The 17,799-nt window shown below is 59.2% G+C and carries 16 protein-coding genes and 1 pseudogene; 7 read left to right on the plus strand and 10 right to left on the minus strand.

Features of this window, described 5'->3' with window-relative positions; genetic code table 11:
- The 3 genes from sdhA to sdhC all read right to left on the minus strand — a co-directional run.
- Nucleotides 1-1,762, minus strand: a 1,762-nt coding sequence (sdhA, locus tag ACIP8I_RS14700) for a succinate dehydrogenase flavoprotein subunit (protein ID WP_400762027.1), incomplete at its 3' end; no start/stop codon positions are given.
- A 3-nt stretch (nucleotides 1,763-1,765) separates the two neighbouring features.
- Nucleotides 1,766-2,134, minus strand: coding sequence for a succinate dehydrogenase, hydrophobic membrane anchor protein (gene sdhD, locus ACIP8I_RS14705; RefSeq protein ID WP_003222999.1), 369 nt, complete (start codon nucleotides 2,132-2,134; stop codon nucleotides 1,766-1,768).
- Nucleotides 2,128-2,502: a succinate dehydrogenase, cytochrome b556 subunit gene (gene sdhC, locus ACIP8I_RS14710; protein WP_016773673.1), complete on the minus strand. Its 375-nt coding sequence runs from the start codon at nucleotides 2,500-2,502 to the stop codon at nucleotides 2,128-2,130. Before sdhC ends, sdhD begins: the two co-directional genes overlap by 7 nt.
- A gap of 363 nt (nucleotides 2,503-2,865) precedes the next feature.
- Here sdhC and gltA point away from each other — a divergent pair, with 363 nt between their 5' ends.
- Nucleotides 2,866-4,155, plus strand: coding sequence for a citrate synthase (gltA, locus tag ACIP8I_RS14715; RefSeq protein WP_003222994.1), 1,290 nt, complete (start codon nucleotides 2,866-2,868; stop codon nucleotides 4,153-4,155).
- Between the two features lie 1,061 nt (nucleotides 4,156-5,216).
- Here gltA and ACIP8I_RS14720 read toward each other — a convergent pair.
- The 3 genes from ACIP8I_RS14720 to ACIP8I_RS14730 form a co-directional block, all read right to left on the minus strand.
- Nucleotides 5,217-6,875 carry a cation acetate symporter gene (locus ACIP8I_RS14720; protein WP_400762030.1) on the minus strand — a complete coding sequence of 553 codons (1,659 nt, stop codon included), beginning with the start codon at nucleotides 6,873-6,875 and terminating at the stop codon, nucleotides 5,217-5,219.
- On the minus strand, nucleotides 6,872-7,183 hold the full coding sequence (locus tag ACIP8I_RS14725) for a DUF485 domain-containing protein (protein ID WP_003222991.1): 312 nt from the start codon (nucleotides 7,181-7,183) through the stop codon (nucleotides 6,872-6,874). Before ACIP8I_RS14725 ends, ACIP8I_RS14720 begins: the two co-directional genes overlap by 4 nt.
- A gap of 306 nt (nucleotides 7,184-7,489) precedes the next feature.
- Nucleotides 7,490-8,341 carry a glycine betaine ABC transporter substrate-binding protein gene (locus ACIP8I_RS14730; protein ID WP_003222989.1) on the minus strand — a complete coding sequence of 284 codons (852 nt, stop codon included), beginning with the start codon at nucleotides 8,339-8,341 and terminating at the stop codon, nucleotides 7,490-7,492.
- Between ACIP8I_RS14730 and ACIP8I_RS14735 the strand changes: the two genes are divergently transcribed.
- Together ACIP8I_RS14735 and ACIP8I_RS14740 are read left to right on the plus strand one after the other, a co-directional pair.
- Complete coding sequence (locus ACIP8I_RS14735) at nucleotides 8,283-8,576, plus strand: hypothetical protein (protein ID WP_400762132.1); 294 nt, start codon at nucleotides 8,283-8,285, stop codon at nucleotides 8,574-8,576. The genes ACIP8I_RS14730 and ACIP8I_RS14735 overlap by 59 nt on opposite strands.
- A gap of 66 nt (nucleotides 8,577-8,642) precedes the next feature.
- Nucleotides 8,643-10,238: a beta (1-6) glucans synthase gene (locus ACIP8I_RS14740; RefSeq protein ID WP_400762032.1), complete on the plus strand. Its 1,596-nt coding sequence runs from the start codon at nucleotides 8,643-8,645 to the stop codon at nucleotides 10,236-10,238.
- Between the two features lie 122 nt (nucleotides 10,239-10,360).
- On the opposite strand, the gene ACIP8I_RS14745 is transcribed toward ACIP8I_RS14740, so the two are convergent.
- Nucleotides 10,361-10,729, minus strand: a complete 369-nt coding sequence (locus tag ACIP8I_RS14745) for a hypothetical protein (protein ID WP_007969642.1) — start codon at nucleotides 10,727-10,729, stop codon at nucleotides 10,361-10,363.
- Nucleotides 10,730-10,952: 223 nt separating this feature from the next.
- On the opposite strand from ACIP8I_RS14745, the gene ACIP8I_RS14750 reads away from it, so the two are divergent.
- Both ACIP8I_RS14750 and ACIP8I_RS14755 read left to right on the plus strand, forming a co-directional pair.
- Nucleotides 10,953-12,251, plus strand: coding sequence for a serine protein kinase PrkA (locus ACIP8I_RS14750; protein ID WP_007969641.1), 1,299 nt, complete (start codon nucleotides 10,953-10,955; stop codon nucleotides 12,249-12,251).
- Entirely contained in the window at nucleotides 12,244-13,032 is a 789-nt protein-coding gene (locus ACIP8I_RS14755; RefSeq protein WP_007969640.1) for a VacJ family lipoprotein, read from the plus strand. The genes ACIP8I_RS14750 and ACIP8I_RS14755 overlap by 8 nt, the downstream gene beginning before the upstream one ends.
- 174 nt (nucleotides 13,033-13,206) lie before the next feature.
- Here ACIP8I_RS14755 and ACIP8I_RS14760 read toward each other — a convergent pair whose 3' ends face one another.
- A complete protein-coding gene (locus ACIP8I_RS14760) occupies nucleotides 13,207-14,121 on the minus strand; it encodes a DUF808 domain-containing protein (RefSeq protein ID WP_400762035.1) in 915 nt (304 codons plus the stop codon).
- Nucleotides 14,122-14,255: 134 nt separating this feature from the next.
- Here ACIP8I_RS14760 and ACIP8I_RS14765 point away from each other — a divergent pair, with 134 nt between their 5' ends.
- Nucleotides 14,256-14,864, plus strand: coding sequence for a TetR/AcrR family transcriptional regulator (locus tag ACIP8I_RS14765; RefSeq protein ID WP_034151540.1), 609 nt, complete (start codon nucleotides 14,256-14,258; stop codon nucleotides 14,862-14,864).
- 100 nt (nucleotides 14,865-14,964) lie between these two features.
- Here ACIP8I_RS14765 and ACIP8I_RS14770 read toward each other — a convergent pair whose 3' ends face one another.
- Nucleotides 14,965-15,423, minus strand: coding sequence for an REP-associated tyrosine transposase (locus ACIP8I_RS14770; RefSeq protein ID WP_400762037.1), 459 nt, complete (start codon nucleotides 15,421-15,423; stop codon nucleotides 14,965-14,967).
- 211 nt (nucleotides 15,424-15,634) lie between these two features.
- Nucleotides 15,635-16,075, minus strand: coding sequence for a heme-binding protein (locus ACIP8I_RS14775; protein WP_003222968.1), 441 nt, complete (start codon nucleotides 16,073-16,075; stop codon nucleotides 15,635-15,637).
- A 268-nt stretch (nucleotides 16,076-16,343) separates the two neighbouring features.
- On the opposite strand from ACIP8I_RS14775, the pseudogene gcl reads away from it, so the two are divergent.
- Nucleotides 16,344-17,725, plus strand: a pseudogene (gene gcl / locus ACIP8I_RS14780) (glyoxylate carboligase); the annotation flags it as partial.
- Nucleotides 17,726-17,799 lie beyond the last annotated feature (74 nt).

The raw sequence follows: 17,799 nt of genomic DNA on the forward strand, positions 1-17,799 counted from the left end.
GGACTTTAGGTTCGAAAGTCGGAACAGACTTCGGCGAGAAGTTTACGGCACGCTTGTCGACGCGTTTATCACCCGGGAAGTACAGGGTGTGGAACAGCCAGTTTTCGTCGTCACGGTCTTCGAAGTCTTCACGGGCGTGAGCGCCGCGGGACTCTTTACGTACTTCGGCCGCGATGGCGGTAGCTTCAGCCACTTCCAGCAGGTTTTGCAGTTCCAGAGCTTCGATACGCGCGGTGTTGAACGCTTGCGACTTATCGTTGATCTTCACGTTGGCGATGCGCTTGCGCAGATCGGCCAGCTGAGCGATACCCTTCTGCATGTATTCGCCAGTGCGGAATACACCGAAGTAGTTCTGCATGCAGCTTTGAAGCTCGCGACGCAGGGTCGCCACGTCTTCGCCATCGGTACGGCCGTTCAGCGCGTTCAGACGCGACAGGGCAGCTTCGATGTCGGCTTCGGTAGCGTCGTCGTATTCGATGCCGTCGGTCAGCGCCTTTTCCAGGTGCAGGCCGGCAGCGCGGCCGAATACCACCAGGTCGAGCAGCGAGTTGCCGCCCAGACGGTTGGCACCGTGTACCGATACGCAAGCCACTTCACCTACCGCGAACAGACCAGGAATGATCTGATCCACGCCTTCGGCGTTCTGGGTGATCGCCTGACCATGAATGTTGGTGGCAACGCCGCCCATCATGTAGTGGCAGGTCGGAACAACCGGAACCGGCGCAACCACCGGGTCAACGTGGGCGAAAGTCTTCGACAGTTCGCAGATGCCTGGCAGACGGCTGTGCAGCACTTCCTCGCCCAGGTGGTCGAGTTTGAGCATTACGTGGTCGCCATTCGGACCGCAACCGTTGCCGGCGATGATTTCTTTAACCATCGAGCGGGCAACCACGTCACGACCAGCGAGGTCTTTCGCGTTCGGAGCATAACGCTCCATGAAACGCTCACCGTGCTTGTTGATCAGGTAACCACCTTCACCACGGCAACCTTCGGTCACCAGTACACCGGCGCCGGCGATGCCGGTCGGGTGGAACTGCCACATTTCGATGTCTTGCACCGGCACGCCAGCACGCAGCGCCATGCCAACGCCGTCACCGGTGTTGATCAGGGCGTTGGTGGTGGAGGCGTAGATACGGCCAGCACCGCCAGTGGCCAGTACAGTGGCCTTGGCGCGGATGTACGAAGTTTCGCCGGTTTCGATGCAGATCGCGATCACACCGACAAATTCGCCTTCCTGGTTTTTCACCAGGTCGACAGCGTAGTACTCGTTCAGGAACGTGGTACCGGCTTTCAGGTTGCCCTGATAAAGGGTGTGCAGCAGCGCGTGACCGGTACGGTCGGAGGCTGCGCAGGTACGGGCAGCCTGGCCACCTTTACCGTAGTCCTTGGACTGACCACCGAACGGACGCTGGTAGATACGGCCCTGCTCGGTACGCGAGAACGGCAGACCCATGTGGTCCAGCTCGAAAACGGCAGCCGGGCCTTCCTGACACATGTATTCGATAGCGTCCTGGTCACCGATGTAGTCGGAACCCTTGACGGTATCGTACATGTGCCAGCGCCAGTCATCGTTCGGGTCGGCGGACGCGATCGCGCAGGTGATGCCGCCCTGGGCGGATACAGTGTGCGAACGGGTCGGGAAAACCTTGGTGATCACCGCAGTCTTGTGACCGCCCTGTGCCAGCTGCAGCGCAGCGCGCATGCCGGCACCGCCACCACCAATAATGATGGCGTCGAAAGAAATCGTTGGAATGTTAGCCATGACTCAGATACCCCAGAGAATCTGCACACCCCAGACGAAGTAAGCGAACATCGCAACGCCGCATACTGCCTGGAAAAGGAAACGTATAGCCGTCGCGGACTTGCCGAACGCCATTGGCGTCAGGTAGTCGGTCGCGATGGTCCACATGCCGACCCAGGCGTGAGCGCCGAGAGCAACAAGGGCCAGGAGGCTGAAAATACGCATCCCGTTGTGGGCGAACAGTTCATGCCACTGGGCGTACTCGAGGCCAGGGTGGGCCACGACGTATCCGATCAGAAAAATGAAGTAAGCCGCGAGAACGACCGCCGACACACGTTGCGCCATCCAGTCATAGAGGCCCGAACGCGAGAGGTTCGTGACGTTAGTTACCATATCCAGACTCCTGCCAGAACGATTACCACCACGGAAACGGCGATAACGATTTTCGAGCCCAGCTTGCCGCCTTCCAGCGTCTCACCGATGCCCATGTCCATGATCAAATGGCGCACACCGGCAACCAGGTGATAAAGCAGAGCGGACAGGATGCCCCAAATCACTAGCTTGGCTAGCGGACTGGTCAGACACGCTTTCACCTGACCGAAGCCTTCCTCGGAGCTCAGCGACTTGTCCAATGCGTAAAGCATGATGGCAAGGCACACGAAGAGGATGACACCGGAGATACGGTGAAGAATGGACGTGTAAGCAGTGACTGGGAGTTTGATGGTCCTTAGGTCTAGGTTTACAGGTCGTTGGCTTTTCACGGCTTTTTTTTCACACTGAAGAGCCCCTAACAATCAGGGCACAGTTGTTGGGGAGTGCACTGGTCAGGTAACCACCACCCAGGGATGCGACCCCCAATGAAAGCAAGCCCAAAAGCCCTTGGCGGTCGGTGGCCGAGTATAGACAGTTAGGCTACTAATGACAACGCAATCACCTACCCCCAATAGCTGATTGCACAAGTCGCATAAAAGGCGTAAATGGCAGTCAATTTCGAGGAAAAAGTGCGCTTAAAGCCTTCTGGAGCAAGACTTTAGGCAAATTGACATTCGAATTTATCTCACTATAGTGGTGCGGGCCCTGCGTGGGGGGTCTGTCTGATGGTTCAAGCATAAATAGGAGGCCACATGGCTGACAAAAAAGCGCAGTTGATCATCGAGGGCGCAGCCCCCGTCGAGCTGCCCATTTTAACCGGCACCGTTGGTCCCGATGTAATCGATGTTCGGGGCCTGACGGCCACGGGCCGCTTCACTTTCGACCCGGGTTTCATGTCGACCGCCTCGTGCGAATCGAAGATCACCTATATCGACGGCGACAACGGCATTCTGTTGCACCGCGGCTACCCGATCGAACAGCTGGCTGAAAAGTCGGACTACCTGGAAACCTGCTACCTGCTGCTCAACGGCGAATTGCCGACTGCAGAACAGAAGGCCCAGTTCGTCAGCACCGTGAAAAACCACACCATGGTTCACGAGCAGCTGAAAACCTTCTTCAACGGCTTCCGTCGCGACGCCCACCCGATGGCCGTCATGTGCGGCGTAGTCGGCGCCCTTTCGGCCTTCTACCACGACTCCCTGGACATCAATAACCCGCAGCATCGCGAAATCTCCGCGATCCGTCTGGTTGCCAAGATGCCAACCCTGGCAGCGATGGTTTACAAGTACTCCATGGGCCAACCCATGATGTACCCGCGCAACGACCTGACGTACGCGGAAAACTTCCTGCACATGATGTTCAACACCCCGTGCGAGATCAAACCGATCAGCCCGGTACTCGCCAAGGCCATGGACCGGATCTTCATCCTCCATGCCGACCACGAGCAGAACGCATCGACCTCGACCGTGCGCCTGGCAGGCTCCTCGGGTGCCAACCCGTTCGCCTGTATCGCCGCCGGTATCGCCGCACTGTGGGGCCCTGCCCATGGCGGTGCGAACGAAGCTGTTCTGACCATGCTTGACGAAATTGGCGATGTTTCGAACATCGACAAGTTCATCGCCAAGGCCAAGGACAAGAACGATCCGTTCAAGCTGATGGGCTTCGGTCACCGCGTTTACAAGAACCGCGACCCGCGCGCGACTGTAATGAAGCAGACCTGCGACGAAGTACTGAAGGAACTGGGCATCAACAACGATCCGCAACTCGAACTGGCCATGCGCCTGGAAGAGATCGCGCTGACCGACCCGTACTTCATCGAACGCTCGCTGTACCCGAACGTCGACTTCTACTCGGGGATCATCCTCAAGGCGATCGGCATTCCGACCAGCATGTTCACCGTGATCTTCGCCCTGGCTCGTACTGTCGGCTGGATTTCGCACTGGAAAGAAATGCTCTCCAGCCCGTACAAGATCGGCCGTCCGCGCCAGTTGTACACTGGCTACGAGTCGCGTGATATCACCAAGCTGGAAGACCGCAAATAAGGCTTGTCTTGCGATAATGTCTTGAAGTTGTATCGGGAACGGCCTCTTATATAGAGGCCGTTTTTGTTTGTCTGGTCGCAGCGGCCTGTGGGCCGACTGGGTTTTGGGGCTTTTGTGGGCATATCCGTTGCTTCGGGTGTTGCTGATTACGGTTCCGCCCTTACGGCGGGTCACTTTTTCCAAACGCCGAAAAAGTAACCAAAAAGGCTTCCCCCGGCGTACGGCACTTCGCTGAGGCTCAGTGTTCCCTCGCTACGGTGTCCATCAGGGGGCATCGCCTACGGTTTGCTTCGCTGCACCTCCTCTCGATGTATGCGACTACGCCGCATGGCGCTGCGCGCCTACCCCCTGATGGACACCTTCGCTCGGCCTGCCGAAGGGGCAAAAGATCAAAAGCCAAAGCCAGATCAAAAACCAGATCAAGAGCCCCTCACCCTAGCCCTCTCCCGGAGGGAGAGGGGACTGATCGCGGTGTTTGGGAGAGTTACGCCGACGTGAAACACCCTGTCGAACTCAGGTTCTGAAAGGCTCAAAAATCGGCTCCCTCTCCCTCGGGAGAGGGCTGGGCGGGCGGCGTTCCGATGAGGGGTAGATCCAACACAGAACACAAGCCGACCGCATGCTTTTCCACCACTCAACATGATGAGCGCAAGCTCGGCTGCAGCTTTTGATCTTGATCCACGGGCGACGTCGGAAGGCTGAGTGGAGGGATTGATCCGGGGGTGGGAGCGCAGCGACCGTTTGGCGCAGCCAAACACAGCGAGAGGAGGTGCAGCGAAGCAAACCGGAGGCGCTGCGCCCGGATCAATCCCGCAGCGAAGGGACCCCGAGCCCCAGCGAGCGGGCCGAACGTAGGAGCAAGCGTTTTTTTGCTTACTTTTTTTAGGCGTTTGTAAAAAAAGTGAGTCGCCGTAAGGGCGAAACCCTAAGCCGCCGTTACCGCAGCAACGGATATGTACTCATAAACACCAAACACGAAGACCCAAGTCCGATAACCGCCCACAAAAAAAATGCCCCGATCTCTAAACCGGGGCATTTCCCTAAAAACATCTAATCAGCGCTTAGTGCGAAACCGCCCCACTCGCCCCTAACCCCGTCTGCGAACGCACAAACTGCGGGAAGAACAGCGCCCGCTCGTTCTCGGCCGCCGCCGACTTGTCGGTGATCGAGAAGAACCAGATCCCGATGAACGCAATGATCATCGAAAACAGCGCCGGGTACTCGTAAGGGAAGATCGCCTTCTCGTGATGCAGAATCTGCACCCAGATGGTCGGGCCAAGAATCATCAGGCCCACCGCACTCACCAGCCCCAGCCAGCCGCCGATCATCGCGCCGCGGGTGGTCAGCTTCTTCCAGTACATCGAAAGCAACAGCACCGGGAAGTTGCAGCTTGCTGCGATGGAGAACGCCAGGCCCACCATGAACGCAATGTTCTGGCTTTCGAACAGAATGCCCAAGCCGATCGCCAGCACGCCCAGGGCGATGGTGGTGATCTTCGACACGCGAATTTCATCCTTGTCGTTGGCCTTGCCCTTCTTGATCACGCTGGCATACAGGTCGTGCGACACCGCCGAGGCACCGGCCAGGGTCAGACCGGCCACCACCGCCAAAATGGTCGCGAACGCCACCGCCGAGATGAAGCCAAGGAACACACTGCCACCTACCGCGTCGGCCAGGTGCACCGCCGCCATGTTGTTGCCGCCGAGCAGCGCGCCCGCCGCATCCTTGAAGTCAGGATTGGTGCTGACCAGCAGGATCGCGCCGAAGCCGATAATGAAGGTCAGGATGTAGAAGTAACCAATGAAGCCGGTGGCATACAGCACGCTCTTGCGCGCTTCTTTCGCATCACTCACGGTGAAGAAGCGCATCAGGATGTGTGGCAGGCCGGCAGTACCGAACATCAGCGCCAGGCCCAGAGAGAACGCCGAAATCGGATCTTTCACCAGACCGCCCGGGCTCATGATCGCTTCACCTTTGGGGTGAACCTTGATCGCTTCGGAGAACAGTGTGTTGAAGTCGAAGTTGACGTGCTTCATCACCATCAGCGCCATGAACGAGGCGCCCGACAGCAACAGCACCGCCTTGATGATCTGCACCCAGGTGGTCGCCAGCATGCCGCCGAACAGCACATAGAGGCACATCAGAATGCCCACCAGAATCACCGCAACGTAGTAGTCGAGACCGAACAGCAGCTGGATCAGCTTGCCGGCGCCAACCATTTGCGCGATCAGGTAGAACGCCACCACCACCAGCGAACCGCAGGCAGACAGGGTGCGGATCTGGGTTTGCCCGAGGCGGTAGGACGCCACGTCGGCAAAGGTGTATTTGCCCAGGTTACGCAGGCGCTCGGCGATCAGGAACAGAATGATCGGCCAGCCCACCAGAAAGCCGATCGAATAGATCAGGCCATCGTAGCCGGAGGTGAACACCAGCGCGGAAATCCCCAGGAAGGACGCCGCCGACATGTAGTCGCCGGCAATCGCCAGACCGTTCTGGAACCCGGTGATCTTGCCGCCTGCTGCGTAGTAATCGGCGGCCGATTTGTTGCGCTTGGAGGCCCAGTAAGTGATGCACAGGGTCGCGCCGACGAACACCACGAACATGGCGATCGCGGAAACGTTGAGCGGTTGTTTGTGGACTTCGCCGGTCAAGGCGTCAGCGGCCCAGACGGCCGGGGCGAACGCTGCGATGCTCAAAAGAGCCAGTAGACGCCGGATCATTGCTGAGCCTCCTTGAGAATCGCATTGTTCAGGTCGTCAAACTCGCCGTTGGCGCGTCGTACGTAGATTGCGGTCAGGATGAAGGCCGAGACAATCAGGCCGACACCGATCGGAATGCCCCAGGTAATCGAAGACCCGGGACTGAGTTTGGCCCCGAGCACTTGCGGCCCGTAAGCGATCAACAGGATGAAAGCGGAGTAAAGCCCTAGCATGATCGCCGAGAGTATCCAGGCGAATCGTTCCCTTTTTCTCACCAGCTCCTTGAAGCGCGGGCTGTTTTGAATCGAGAGGTAAATGCTGTCGTTCATTGTTTTTATCCTCGCAGCACAGATTATTGTTGGAACATATCCACTGTATGCGGCTGCGGAACGGGTTCCAGACGACCTTAGTATTAGAACGACATGACGTTTTCGCCAATTTTTGGACGGTAATTAGCCGAAAGAATTGGAAAGAGGCTTTGAAACAGCCGTAAACCCTGCAGGTGAGGGTTGCCCAGAAACAAATGTGGGAGTGAGCCTGCTCGCGATGGCGTTGTATCAGTCGACATTTGTATCAACTGAAAGGACGCTATCGCGAGCAGGCTCACTCCTACAGGGGAGCTGCGTTGGGCGGGGTTATTTGGTCCAGTCAGCCACGCGATCCGGGTGCTTGGCGACCCAATCCTTGGCCGCCGCTTCAGGCTTGGCGCCGTCCTGGATGGCCAGCATGACTTCGCCGATCTCGTCTTTCGACGCCCACTGGAAGTTCTTCAGGAACTTGGCGACTTCCGGAGCCTTGGCGTCCAGCTCCTTGCTGCCGATGCTGTTCACGGTTTCAGCCGCGCCGTACACGCCTTTCGGGTCGTCGAGGAAGCGCAGTTTCCATTTGGCGAACATCCAGTGCGGCACCCAACCGGTGACGGCAATCGATTCGTTCTTCTTCTCGGCACGGGTCAGCTCGGCAATCATGCCGGCGCCGGAACTGGCCTTGAGCGTATATTTGTCGAGGCCGTAATCCTTGATCGCCTGATCGGTTTTGAGCATTACGCCTGAACCGGCGTCGATGCCGACGATGCGGTTTTTGAAGCTGTCATCGGTTTTAAGATCTTCGATCGATTTCGCTTTGACGTACTCCGGCACGATCAGGCCGATTTTCGCGTCCTTGAAGTTCGGGCCGTAATCGACGACCAGATCCTTGTTCTTCGCCCAGTATTCGCCGTGGGTGACCGGCAGCCAGGCCGAGAGCATCGCGTCGAGTTTGCCGGTGGCCACGCCCTGCCACATGATCCCGGTGGCAACGGCTTGCAACTTCACGTCGTAGCCGAGTTTCTGTTTGATCACTTCGGCGGCCACGTGAGTGGTCGCGACGCTGTCGGACCAGCCGTCAACGTAACCGATGTTCAGGGTCTGTTTTTCAGCGCTGGCGAAAGTGGAGCTCATCGCAAGCACCAGAGCGGCACCTGCGCCTAAAAGTCGTCGCATCTTCATCGTTTACTTCCCCGAAATGCTGCGCCCGACGGATGCCGGGCATCGTCAACGTATTGTTATGGTGCACAGCGCCCCCATCACGCCTGACCGCAAACTCATCGAAACATCAGTCGTCTTTTCTATAAGGGTACTGACGCTTTCGATCATCGGCCTGACGCCCAACGCGACCTGCTCTGGCAGCGACCTCAAGACAACGAGAAACGACATCAGAAGGCCATTAATCACCTCTGAATAATTGGCGCCAGACAATCCGCCCGAACTTTGCATGTGCAAATCATGCAGGCCACCAACCCGCAGATAAATGCAGGTAACATGCGTCGCTTTGCAGCCACTCGGCCTGACCATGTCCGCGACTTCCCGCTTCCCGTTTGTTCCTTATCTCTTCGCCTGCCTGCTCGGCCTGTTTGCCCTTGGCGGCTTCTGGTACGGCATTGGCAAACCGGTGATTTTGCCGGACGCCGCGACCCCGACGCACAAGTTGCAATGCGCCTCCTACACGCCGTTCGACAAGGATCAATCGCCGTTCGACGTGCCGTTCAAACTGCGCCCGGAACGCATGGACGCCGACCTCGCTCTGCTGGCGACGCGTTTCGAATGCATCCGCACCTATTCGATGACCGGTCTCGAAGCCCTGCCGGATCTGGCGCGCAAGCACGGTTTGAAGCTGATGATCGGCGCCTGGGTCAACAGCAACCCGGTGGACACCGCAAAAGAAGTCGACCTGTTGATCGCCTCGGCCAACGCCAACCCGGATGTGGTAAGCGCAGTCATCGTCGGTAACGAAGCCTTGCTGCGCAAGGAAGTCACCGGCGCGCAACTGGCGAAGCTGATCAACAAGGTCAAAAGCCAGGTCAAGCAACCGGTCACCTATGCCGATGTCTGGGAGTTCTGGCTCAAGCACCCGGAAGTCGCGCCGGCGGTGGATTTCCTGACCATTCATTTGCTGCCGTACTGGGAAGATGATCCGTCGAACATCGACGTCGCCCTGCAACACGTGGCGGATGTGCGTCAGGTGTTCGGCAACAAATTCGCACCCAAAGACGTGATGATCGGCGAAACCGGCTGGCCCAGCGAAGGTCGCCAGCGCGAAACCGCCCTGCCGAGTCGGGTCAACGAGGCCAAGTTCATTCGTGGTTTTGTCGCGATGGCCGAGAAGGAAGGCTGGCATTACAACCTGATCGAAGCCTTCGACCAGCCATGGAAGCGTGGCAGCGAAGGCGCGGTCGGCGGTTATTGGGGCCTGTTCGATGCCGATCGCCAGGACAAGGGCGTGCTCGCCGGGCCAGTGACCAATGTGCCGTACTGGAAGGCATGGCTGGGCGTCGGCGGGCTGATTTTCCTCGGCACGCTGCTGCTCGGCGGCCAAGTTCGCACCACGCAATCGGCGTTGGTTCTGCCCCTGCTTGCGGCAGTTGCCGCCTGCTCGATCGGCGCCTGGGGCGATCTGGCGCGGGTGACTACACGGTTTGCCAGCGAATGGTTGTGGGTCGGCTTGCTGACGGCTTTGAATCTGTTGGTGCTGGCGCATGCCGCGCTGACCATGAGCAACCGTCAGGGATGGCGTGAAAGGGCGTTCAATCTGCTGGAGCGCCGTGCCGGCTGGCTGGTTGCGCTGGCCGGTTTTGCGGCGGCGGTGATGATGCTGGAAATGGTCTTCGATGCGCGTTATCGCAGTTTTGCCAGCATGGCATTCATCCTGCCGGCGCTGGTATATGTGTGCCGTCCGGTCAGCGTGCCGCGTCGGGAAATCGCCCTGCTGACCTTCATCATCGGTTCCGGCATTGCGCCGCAGCTGTATGAGGAAGGCTTGTTGAATCAGCAGGCGTGGGGCTGGGCGTTGGTCAGCGGGTTGATGGTCGCTGCGTTGTGGCGCTGCTTGCGGATTCGCAAGGGATGATCTTCAGCACCTGAGCCGGCCTCATCGCTGGCAAGCCAGCTCCCACAGGTTTTCGGGTCGTACATACATGTTGTGTTCACCCAAAACCCTGTGGGAGCGGGCTTGCCCGCGATGACTGACTGTCAGGCGCTACGAGAGGCCCGGACTAACCGCAACCCGCCAATCACCACGGCAAACACCGCCAAAGTGGTGTTGTACAACGCCAGCGCCGGCAACCCGAACACCAGCGCCAGCACCGCCAGCCACCACCCTGCCCGCCCCGGCAGCACAAAACCGAGCAGCGCCGCGCCCAGCGCGGTCCAGCCCAGCACCTTGAAGTGAATCATCAGCCCCAGGTTCGAGCGCACCGCGCATTCCCAGCGGCTCGCCTCATCGACGCAGATGCCGACCCACTGTCCGTCCTCCATGAAGCCATAACGCGCGCCATAACTGGCGGCCAGCCACAGCGGCAACAGCACGAGCAACAGAATCACGGGCAAGCGGCGGGACATGAAACTCTCCAATCAACGAAATCGGCGGCCAGCTTAATCTGCCCGCACGCATTGGCAAGCACTAACAACTGTTAACTGGTCATCCGCGCCTTGCAAAGTGTATCGTCCAGCTACTATTACTCCGAATTCTGCCTGTTTGGTGCCGAGGCATGGCACTTTGGCGCAAGCCCGGTGGTCATAGCCTGCGAACTTCATTCGGCACCTTCCTTTAAGGGATCCAGTCATGCTCCGTTCCTTGCGCTTCGCCGCGCTGTTCAGCGGCCTTATTCTGAGTGCGTCCGCACTGGCGGTGGATATCGATGCCGCCAGTTATGGCTATCCCCTGACCAACCCGTTCGAGGCGACCATCGCCACCACGCCACCGGACCTGCGTCCGGAATTGCCGTCGAACGACGAGATCAATCAGTCCGACCACAGCATCACCCTGCGCCCGGAACGGGCCTTCATCCTCCCGGACAATTTCTGGGCGGTGAAAAAACTCACCTACCGCATCGCCGAGCAGGACAAACCGGCGCCGCTGATCTTCCTGATTGCCGGCACCGGCGCGCGCTTTGACAGCACGCTCAACGAATACCTGAAGAAGCTCTACTACAAGGCCGGCTACCACGTCGTGCAGTTGTCGTCGCCGACCAGCTTCGACTTCATCAGCGCCGCTTCACGCTTCGCCACCCCGGGCATCACCAAGGAAGACGCCGAAGACATGTACCGGGTGATGCAGGCCGTGCGCGCGCAGCATCCGAAACTGCCGGTCACCGAGTACTACCTCAGCGGCTACAGTCTCGGTGCCCTGGACGCCGCGTTCGTCGCGCATCTGGACGAGACCCGACGCAGCTTCAACTTCAAGAAAGTCCTGCTGCTCAACCCGCCGGTCAATCTCTACACCTCGATCACCAACCTCGACAAGCTGGTGCAGACCGAGGTGAAAGGCATCAACAACAGCACCACGTTCTACGAATTGGTGCTGAACAAGCTGACCCGCTATTTCCAGCAAAAAGGCTACATCGACCTCAATGACGCCCTGCTCTACGACTTCCAGCAGTCGAAACAGCACCTGACCAACGAGCAGATGGCGATGCTGATCGGCACCTCGTTCCGCTTCTCGGCGGCCGACATCGCCTTCACCTCCGACCTGATCAACCGTCGTGGCCTGATCACTCCGCCGAAATTCCCGATCACCGAAGGCACCAGCCTCACGCCGTTCCTCAAGCGTGCGCTGCAATGCGACTTCGACTGCTACCTGACCGAACAGGTGATCCCGATGTGGCGCGCGCGCACTGACGGCGGCAGCCTGCTGCAACTGATCGATCAGGTCAGCCTGTACGCACTCAAGGATTACCTGCACGACAGCCCGAAAATCGCCGTCATGCACAACGCTGATGACGTGATCCTCGGCCCGGGCGACCTCGGTTTCCTGCGCAAGACCTTTGGCGATCGCCTGACCGTTTACCCACTGGGCGGCCATTGCGGCAACCTTAACTACCGCGTCAACAGCGACGCCATGCTGGAGTTCTTCCGTGGCTAAATATCTCCTGCTGATTGCAGCGCTCCTCAGTGCAGGCGTGGCCCAGGCCGACAACAGCAAAGCCAACGCGCCGGTGGTGGTCGACAGCGATGGCTTCAAGGAGCCGCTGTCCAAACTCAAGTTCAACCCCGGTCTGGACCAGCGCGAGTTCGAGCGCTCGACGCTCAACGCGCTCAACGTCTATGACCCGCTTGAATCGTGGAACCGCCGCGTCTACCACTTCAACTACCGCTTCGACCAATGGGTGTTCCTGCCGGTGGTCGACGGCTATCGCTACGTGACGCCAAGCTTCCTGCGCACCGGCGTGAGCAACTTCTTCAACAACCTTGGCGATGTGCCGAACCTGGTCAACAGCCTGCTGCAGTTCAAGGGCAAGCGTTCAATGGAAACCACCGCACGCCTGCTGCTCAACACCACCATCGGCATCGCCGGTCTGTGGGACCCGGCCACCGCCATGGGCCTGCCGCGCCAGAGCGAAGACTTCGGCCAGACCCTGGGCTTCTACGGCGTACCGGGCGGTGCCTACTTCGTCTTGCCGATCCTCGGCCCGTCGAACATTCGCGACACCGCCGGCCTGGCCGTGGACTACACCGCCGAATCGGCGATCAACTACCTGAACGTGTCGGAAGTCAGCTCCAACCACCCGGAAATCTGGGCCCTGCGCGCGGTCGACAAGCGCTACCAGACCAACTTCCGTTACGGCCAGATGAACTCGCCGTTCGAGTACGAAAAAGTGCGTTACGTCTACACCGAGTCGCGCAAGCTGCAGATTGCCGAGTAACTTCGGCGGCAACAAAAAAGGGCCATTCGATGCGAGTCGAATGGCCCTTTTTCATGGCACAACCTAGATCAAACTGTAGGAGTGAGCCTGCTCGCGATAGCGGTGTATCAGACACATGAAAGGTGACTGACACGACCTCATCGCGAGCAGGCTCACTCCTACAAAGAACTGTGTTCAGCCTTTGATCGCGCGCCAGATCTTGCCGACCACCGACACCACCGCCAGCACTGCCGCGCCCGAGATAATCCCCGCCACGCCATTGAGCAGCACAGGCACCGAAAAACCGGCACTACCGGAAGCCGCACCGACACCTTCAATCCAGTGATGCAGCACAGGTATGCCGTGGGTCAGGATGCCGCCGCCGACGAGGAACATCGCCGCCGTGCCGATTACCGACAGGCCTTTCATCATGTACGGCGCGGCACGCAGGATCGCGTTGCCGATGCTTTTTGCTGCCGAGCCGGATTTCTGGGTCAGCCACAGGCCCAGATCGTCGAGTTTGACGATGCCGGCCACCAGACCATAAACACCCACGGTCATGACGATGGCGATGCCGGACATCACGATCACTTGCTGGGTCAGCGAAGCGTCGGCCACGGTGCCGAGGGTGATGGCGATGATTTCCGCCGAGAGGATGAAGTCGGTGCGGATCGCGCCTTTGATCTTGTCCTTCTCGTAAGCCACCAGATCGGTGCTCGGCTCGGCCACTGCCGCGCTCAGTTGCGCATGCTCGGCGTCATCTTCGGCCTTGCTGTGCAGGAACTTGTGCGCGAGCTTCTCGAAGCCTTCGAAGCACAGGTACGCGCCGCCGACCATCAACAGCGGCGTCACCAGCCACGGCACGAACGCACTGATCGCCAGTGCCGAGGGCACCAGGATCAGCTTGTTGAGGAACGAGCCCTTGGCCACCGCCCAGACCACCGGAATTTCCCGCTCGGCGCGCACGCCGGAGACTTGCTGGGCATTGAGCGCCAAGTCATCGCCGAGTACGCCGGCGGTCTTCTTCGCAGCCATTTTGCTCATCAACGCCACATCATCCAGAACGGTGGCAATATCGTCGATCAGCACCAGCAAACTGCTTCCTGCCATGAATCTTGTTTCCTTATGTGAATAATGCCGCGCAGCATACCGCGACTGCGGGCCACACGGGGCATTCTTGAGCCACGCGCGAGGCCGGTGCTACCATGCGCAACCGCCAGAACAGGCAAGGAACCACCGGGTTTATGAGCACAATCCGCGAGCGCAACAAAGAACTGATCCTGCGTGCCGCCAGTGAGGAGTTTGCCGACAAGGGCTTCGCTGCGACCAAAACCAGCGACATCGCCGCCAAGGCGGGATTGCCCAAGCCCAATGTCTACTACTACTTCAAGTCCAAGGAAAACCTCTACCGCGAGGTCCTGGAAAGCATCATCGTGCCGATTCTGCAGGCCTCGACCCCGTTCAACCCGGACGGCGTGCCGAGCGAAGTGCTCAGCGGCTACATCCGCTCCAAGATCCGCATCTCCCGCGACTTGCCCTTCGCCTCCAAGGTATTCGCCAGCGAAATCATGCACGGCGCTCCGCACCTGAGCGCCGACCTGGTCGAGCAGCTCAACAGCCAGGCCAAGCACAACATCGACTGCATCCAGAGCTGGATCGACCGCGGCCAGATCGCCCCGATCGACCCCAACCACCTGATGTTCAGCATCTGGGCCGCGACCCAGACCTACGCCGACTTCGACTGGCAGATTTCTGCGGTCACCGGCAAGGACAAGCTCGACGAGGCGGATTACGAGGCGGCGGCGCAGACGATTATCCGGTTGGTGTTGAAGGGGTGTGAGCCGGATCAGTAGGAACGTGATGGCGCCATCGCGAGCAGGCTCACTCCTACATTTGGAATGCGTTCCTCTGTAGGAGTGAGCCTGCTCGCGATCGAGGCAACACGGTTTCGGCTCAAACCCAAATCGCATCCCACAGCGGATAATCCCCAAGCTTCTCCACCAGACCAGCCCGCAACGGGTTGGCGACGACATACCTTGCCATCTTCACCAAATCCTCCTCCCGCCGCAGTGCCCGGTCATGAAACCCTCTTTGCCAGAGGCCAACATTTCTACCGGTAGCCTGATTCAACGCTTTGGTACTCAGCGACTTGGTCTTTTGCATCAGCTCGCTCAACGACCCGCTCTGCAATTCGATTAACCAATGAAAATGATCCGGCATCACCACCCACGCCAGTGAGTTCGCCAAGCCGAGATCTTGTGCACGCCGAAATTGATGAACCACCAATCGGCCCAAAGCAAAATCGGCAAAGATCGGTTTGCGATCAAGTGTGTTGGTTGTCAGTAGATAGATTCGATTTGGCTCGGCATAACGTCCGGCTCGCAATCGATGTGCAGCGGGTAAATCCGGCATTCCTTTGCCTCCCATGATCAGGTCATGAGAAGGCTAGCTCGGTGATTTCAAGTGGTTGTGCAGACTGTTGGCAGGATGTGTCAGATAGATAGCTATCGCGAGCAGGCTCACTCCTACAGGGGGTTTGAGGCATTCAGACATTTTGTGTCCAATCACAATGCCTTGTAGGAGTGAGCCTGCTCGCGATAGCGGTTAATCAATCATCGCAGATTCAAGCCGCCACCCCCGCATCCGCCCGCAAATCCAGCGCCTCCACCGCTTTGATCGCCACCTGTTCATCAATATCCGACAGATCGCCGCTGATGCCGATCGCGCCCAGCACATTCCCCGCCTGATCACGGATCAACACCCCGCCCGGGGCCGGGACGACGCTGCCCTGGCCCATGCTGTTGAGCGCGGCGATGAAGGCCGGGCGTTGTTGCGCGTCCAGCGCCAGCAGGCGTGAGCCCTTGCCCAGGGCGATGGCGCCCCAGGCCTTGCCGATGGCGATGTTGGGGCGCAGCAGGCTGGCGCCGTCTTCGCGTTGCAGGGTGATCAGGTGGCCGCCGGTATCGAGTACCGCGATGGTCAGCGGCGCAGCGTTGATGCCGCGCCCGGTGCTGATGGCCTGGTTGACCAGGTTGACTGCGACTTTCAAGGTTAAAGCGCTCATGGTGCCGTCCTCATTTTGTTATTGGGAAAGTCGTGGGGCTGCGCGTTTGTGCCGCAGCCCGATGCCACAAATAGAACACAATGAATTATTTTTTTGTATACAATAATTCTCGAAAAGCGCCACATGCGACGAAAAGCCACAGTAGAAACGGCTTCCGACGAATGAAACAGGCGCTTGAGAAAATGGATTGACCTGCGCCGTCCGCCGTGAATACACTCTGCGCAAAGCCACTTGTATACAATTACAAAACGTAAAGAGGCACAAAACCATGAGCAAAATGAGAGCAATCGAAGCCGCCGTTCTGGTGATGCGCCGTGAAGGGGTTGATACCGCTTTTGGCATTCCGGGTGCTGCGATCAACCCGCTGTACTCCGCACTGAAAAAAGTCGGTGGCATCGATCACGTCCTCGCTCGCCACGTCGAAGGCGCGTCGCACATGGCCGAGGGTTACACCCGCACCAAGGCCGGCAACATCGGCGTGTGCATCGGTACGTCCGGCCCGGCCGGTACCGACATGGTCACCGGGCTCTACAGCGCCTCGGCCGACTCGATCCCCATCCTCTGCATTACCGGCCAGGCACCCCGCGCCCGTATGCACAAGGAAGATTTCCAGGCCGTCGACATCACCAGCATCGTCAAGCCCGTCACCAAGTGGGCGACCACGGTTCTGGAGCCGGGCCAGGTGCCTTACGCGTTTCAGAAAGCCTTCTACGAAATGCGCTCCGGTCGTCCAGGCCCGGTGCTGATCGACCTGCCGTTCGACGTGCAGATGGCTGAAATCGAATTCGACATCGACGCTTACCAGCCACTGCCGCTGGCCAAACCGACCGCGACCCGCGTTCAGGTCGAGAAGGCGCTGGCTTTGCTGGATCAGGCCGAGCGCCCATTGCTGGTGGCCGGTGGCGGCATCATCAACGCCGACGCCAGCGATTTGCTGGTGGAGTTCGCCGAGCTGACCGGTATTCCGGTGATCCCGACCCTGATGGGCTGGGGCACCATCCCTGACGATCACCCGCTGATGGTCGGCATGGTCGGTCTGCAGACGTCGCACCGTTACGGCAACGCCACGATGCTCAAGTCCGACGTGGTACTGGGCATCGGCAACCGTTGGGCCAACCGTCACACCGGTTCGGTCGACGTCTACACCGAAGGGCGCAAGTTCATTCACGTCGACATCGAAGGCACGCAGATCGGCCGCGTGTTCACTCCGGACCTGGGCATCGTTTCCGACGCCGCTGCGGCGCTGACCGTGTTCATCGAAGTCGCCCGTGAATGGCAAGCCGCCGGCAAGCTGAAAAACCGCAGCGCCTGGCTGCAGGATTGCCAGCAGCGCAAGGCCAGCCTGCAGCGCAAGACCCACTTCGACAACGTGCCGGTCAAGCCGCAGCGCGTTTACGAAGAAATGAACCAAGTGTTCGGCAAAGACACCTGCTACGTCAGCACCATCGGTCTGTCGCAGATTGCCGGCGCGCAGTTCCTGCACGTCTACAAGCCGCGTCACTGGATCAACTGCGGTCAGGCCGGCCCGCTGGGCTGGACCATTCCGGCAGCGCTGGGCGTGGTCAAGGCCGATCCGAACCGTAAAGTCGTGGCCCTGTCGGGGGACTATGACTTCCAGGTCATGATCGAAGACCTGGCGCTGGTCGGCAACGACTCGCAAACGGCAATTTAGCTGGTCGACTAACTGCTAGATCGGCAGAGCGTCGGGGAGGGAAAGAGTGTAC

This window comes from Pseudomonas sp. NPDC088414 (assembly GCF_044753325.1).
Lineage (GTDB): Bacteria > Pseudomonadota > Gammaproteobacteria > Pseudomonadales > Pseudomonadaceae > Aquipseudomonas.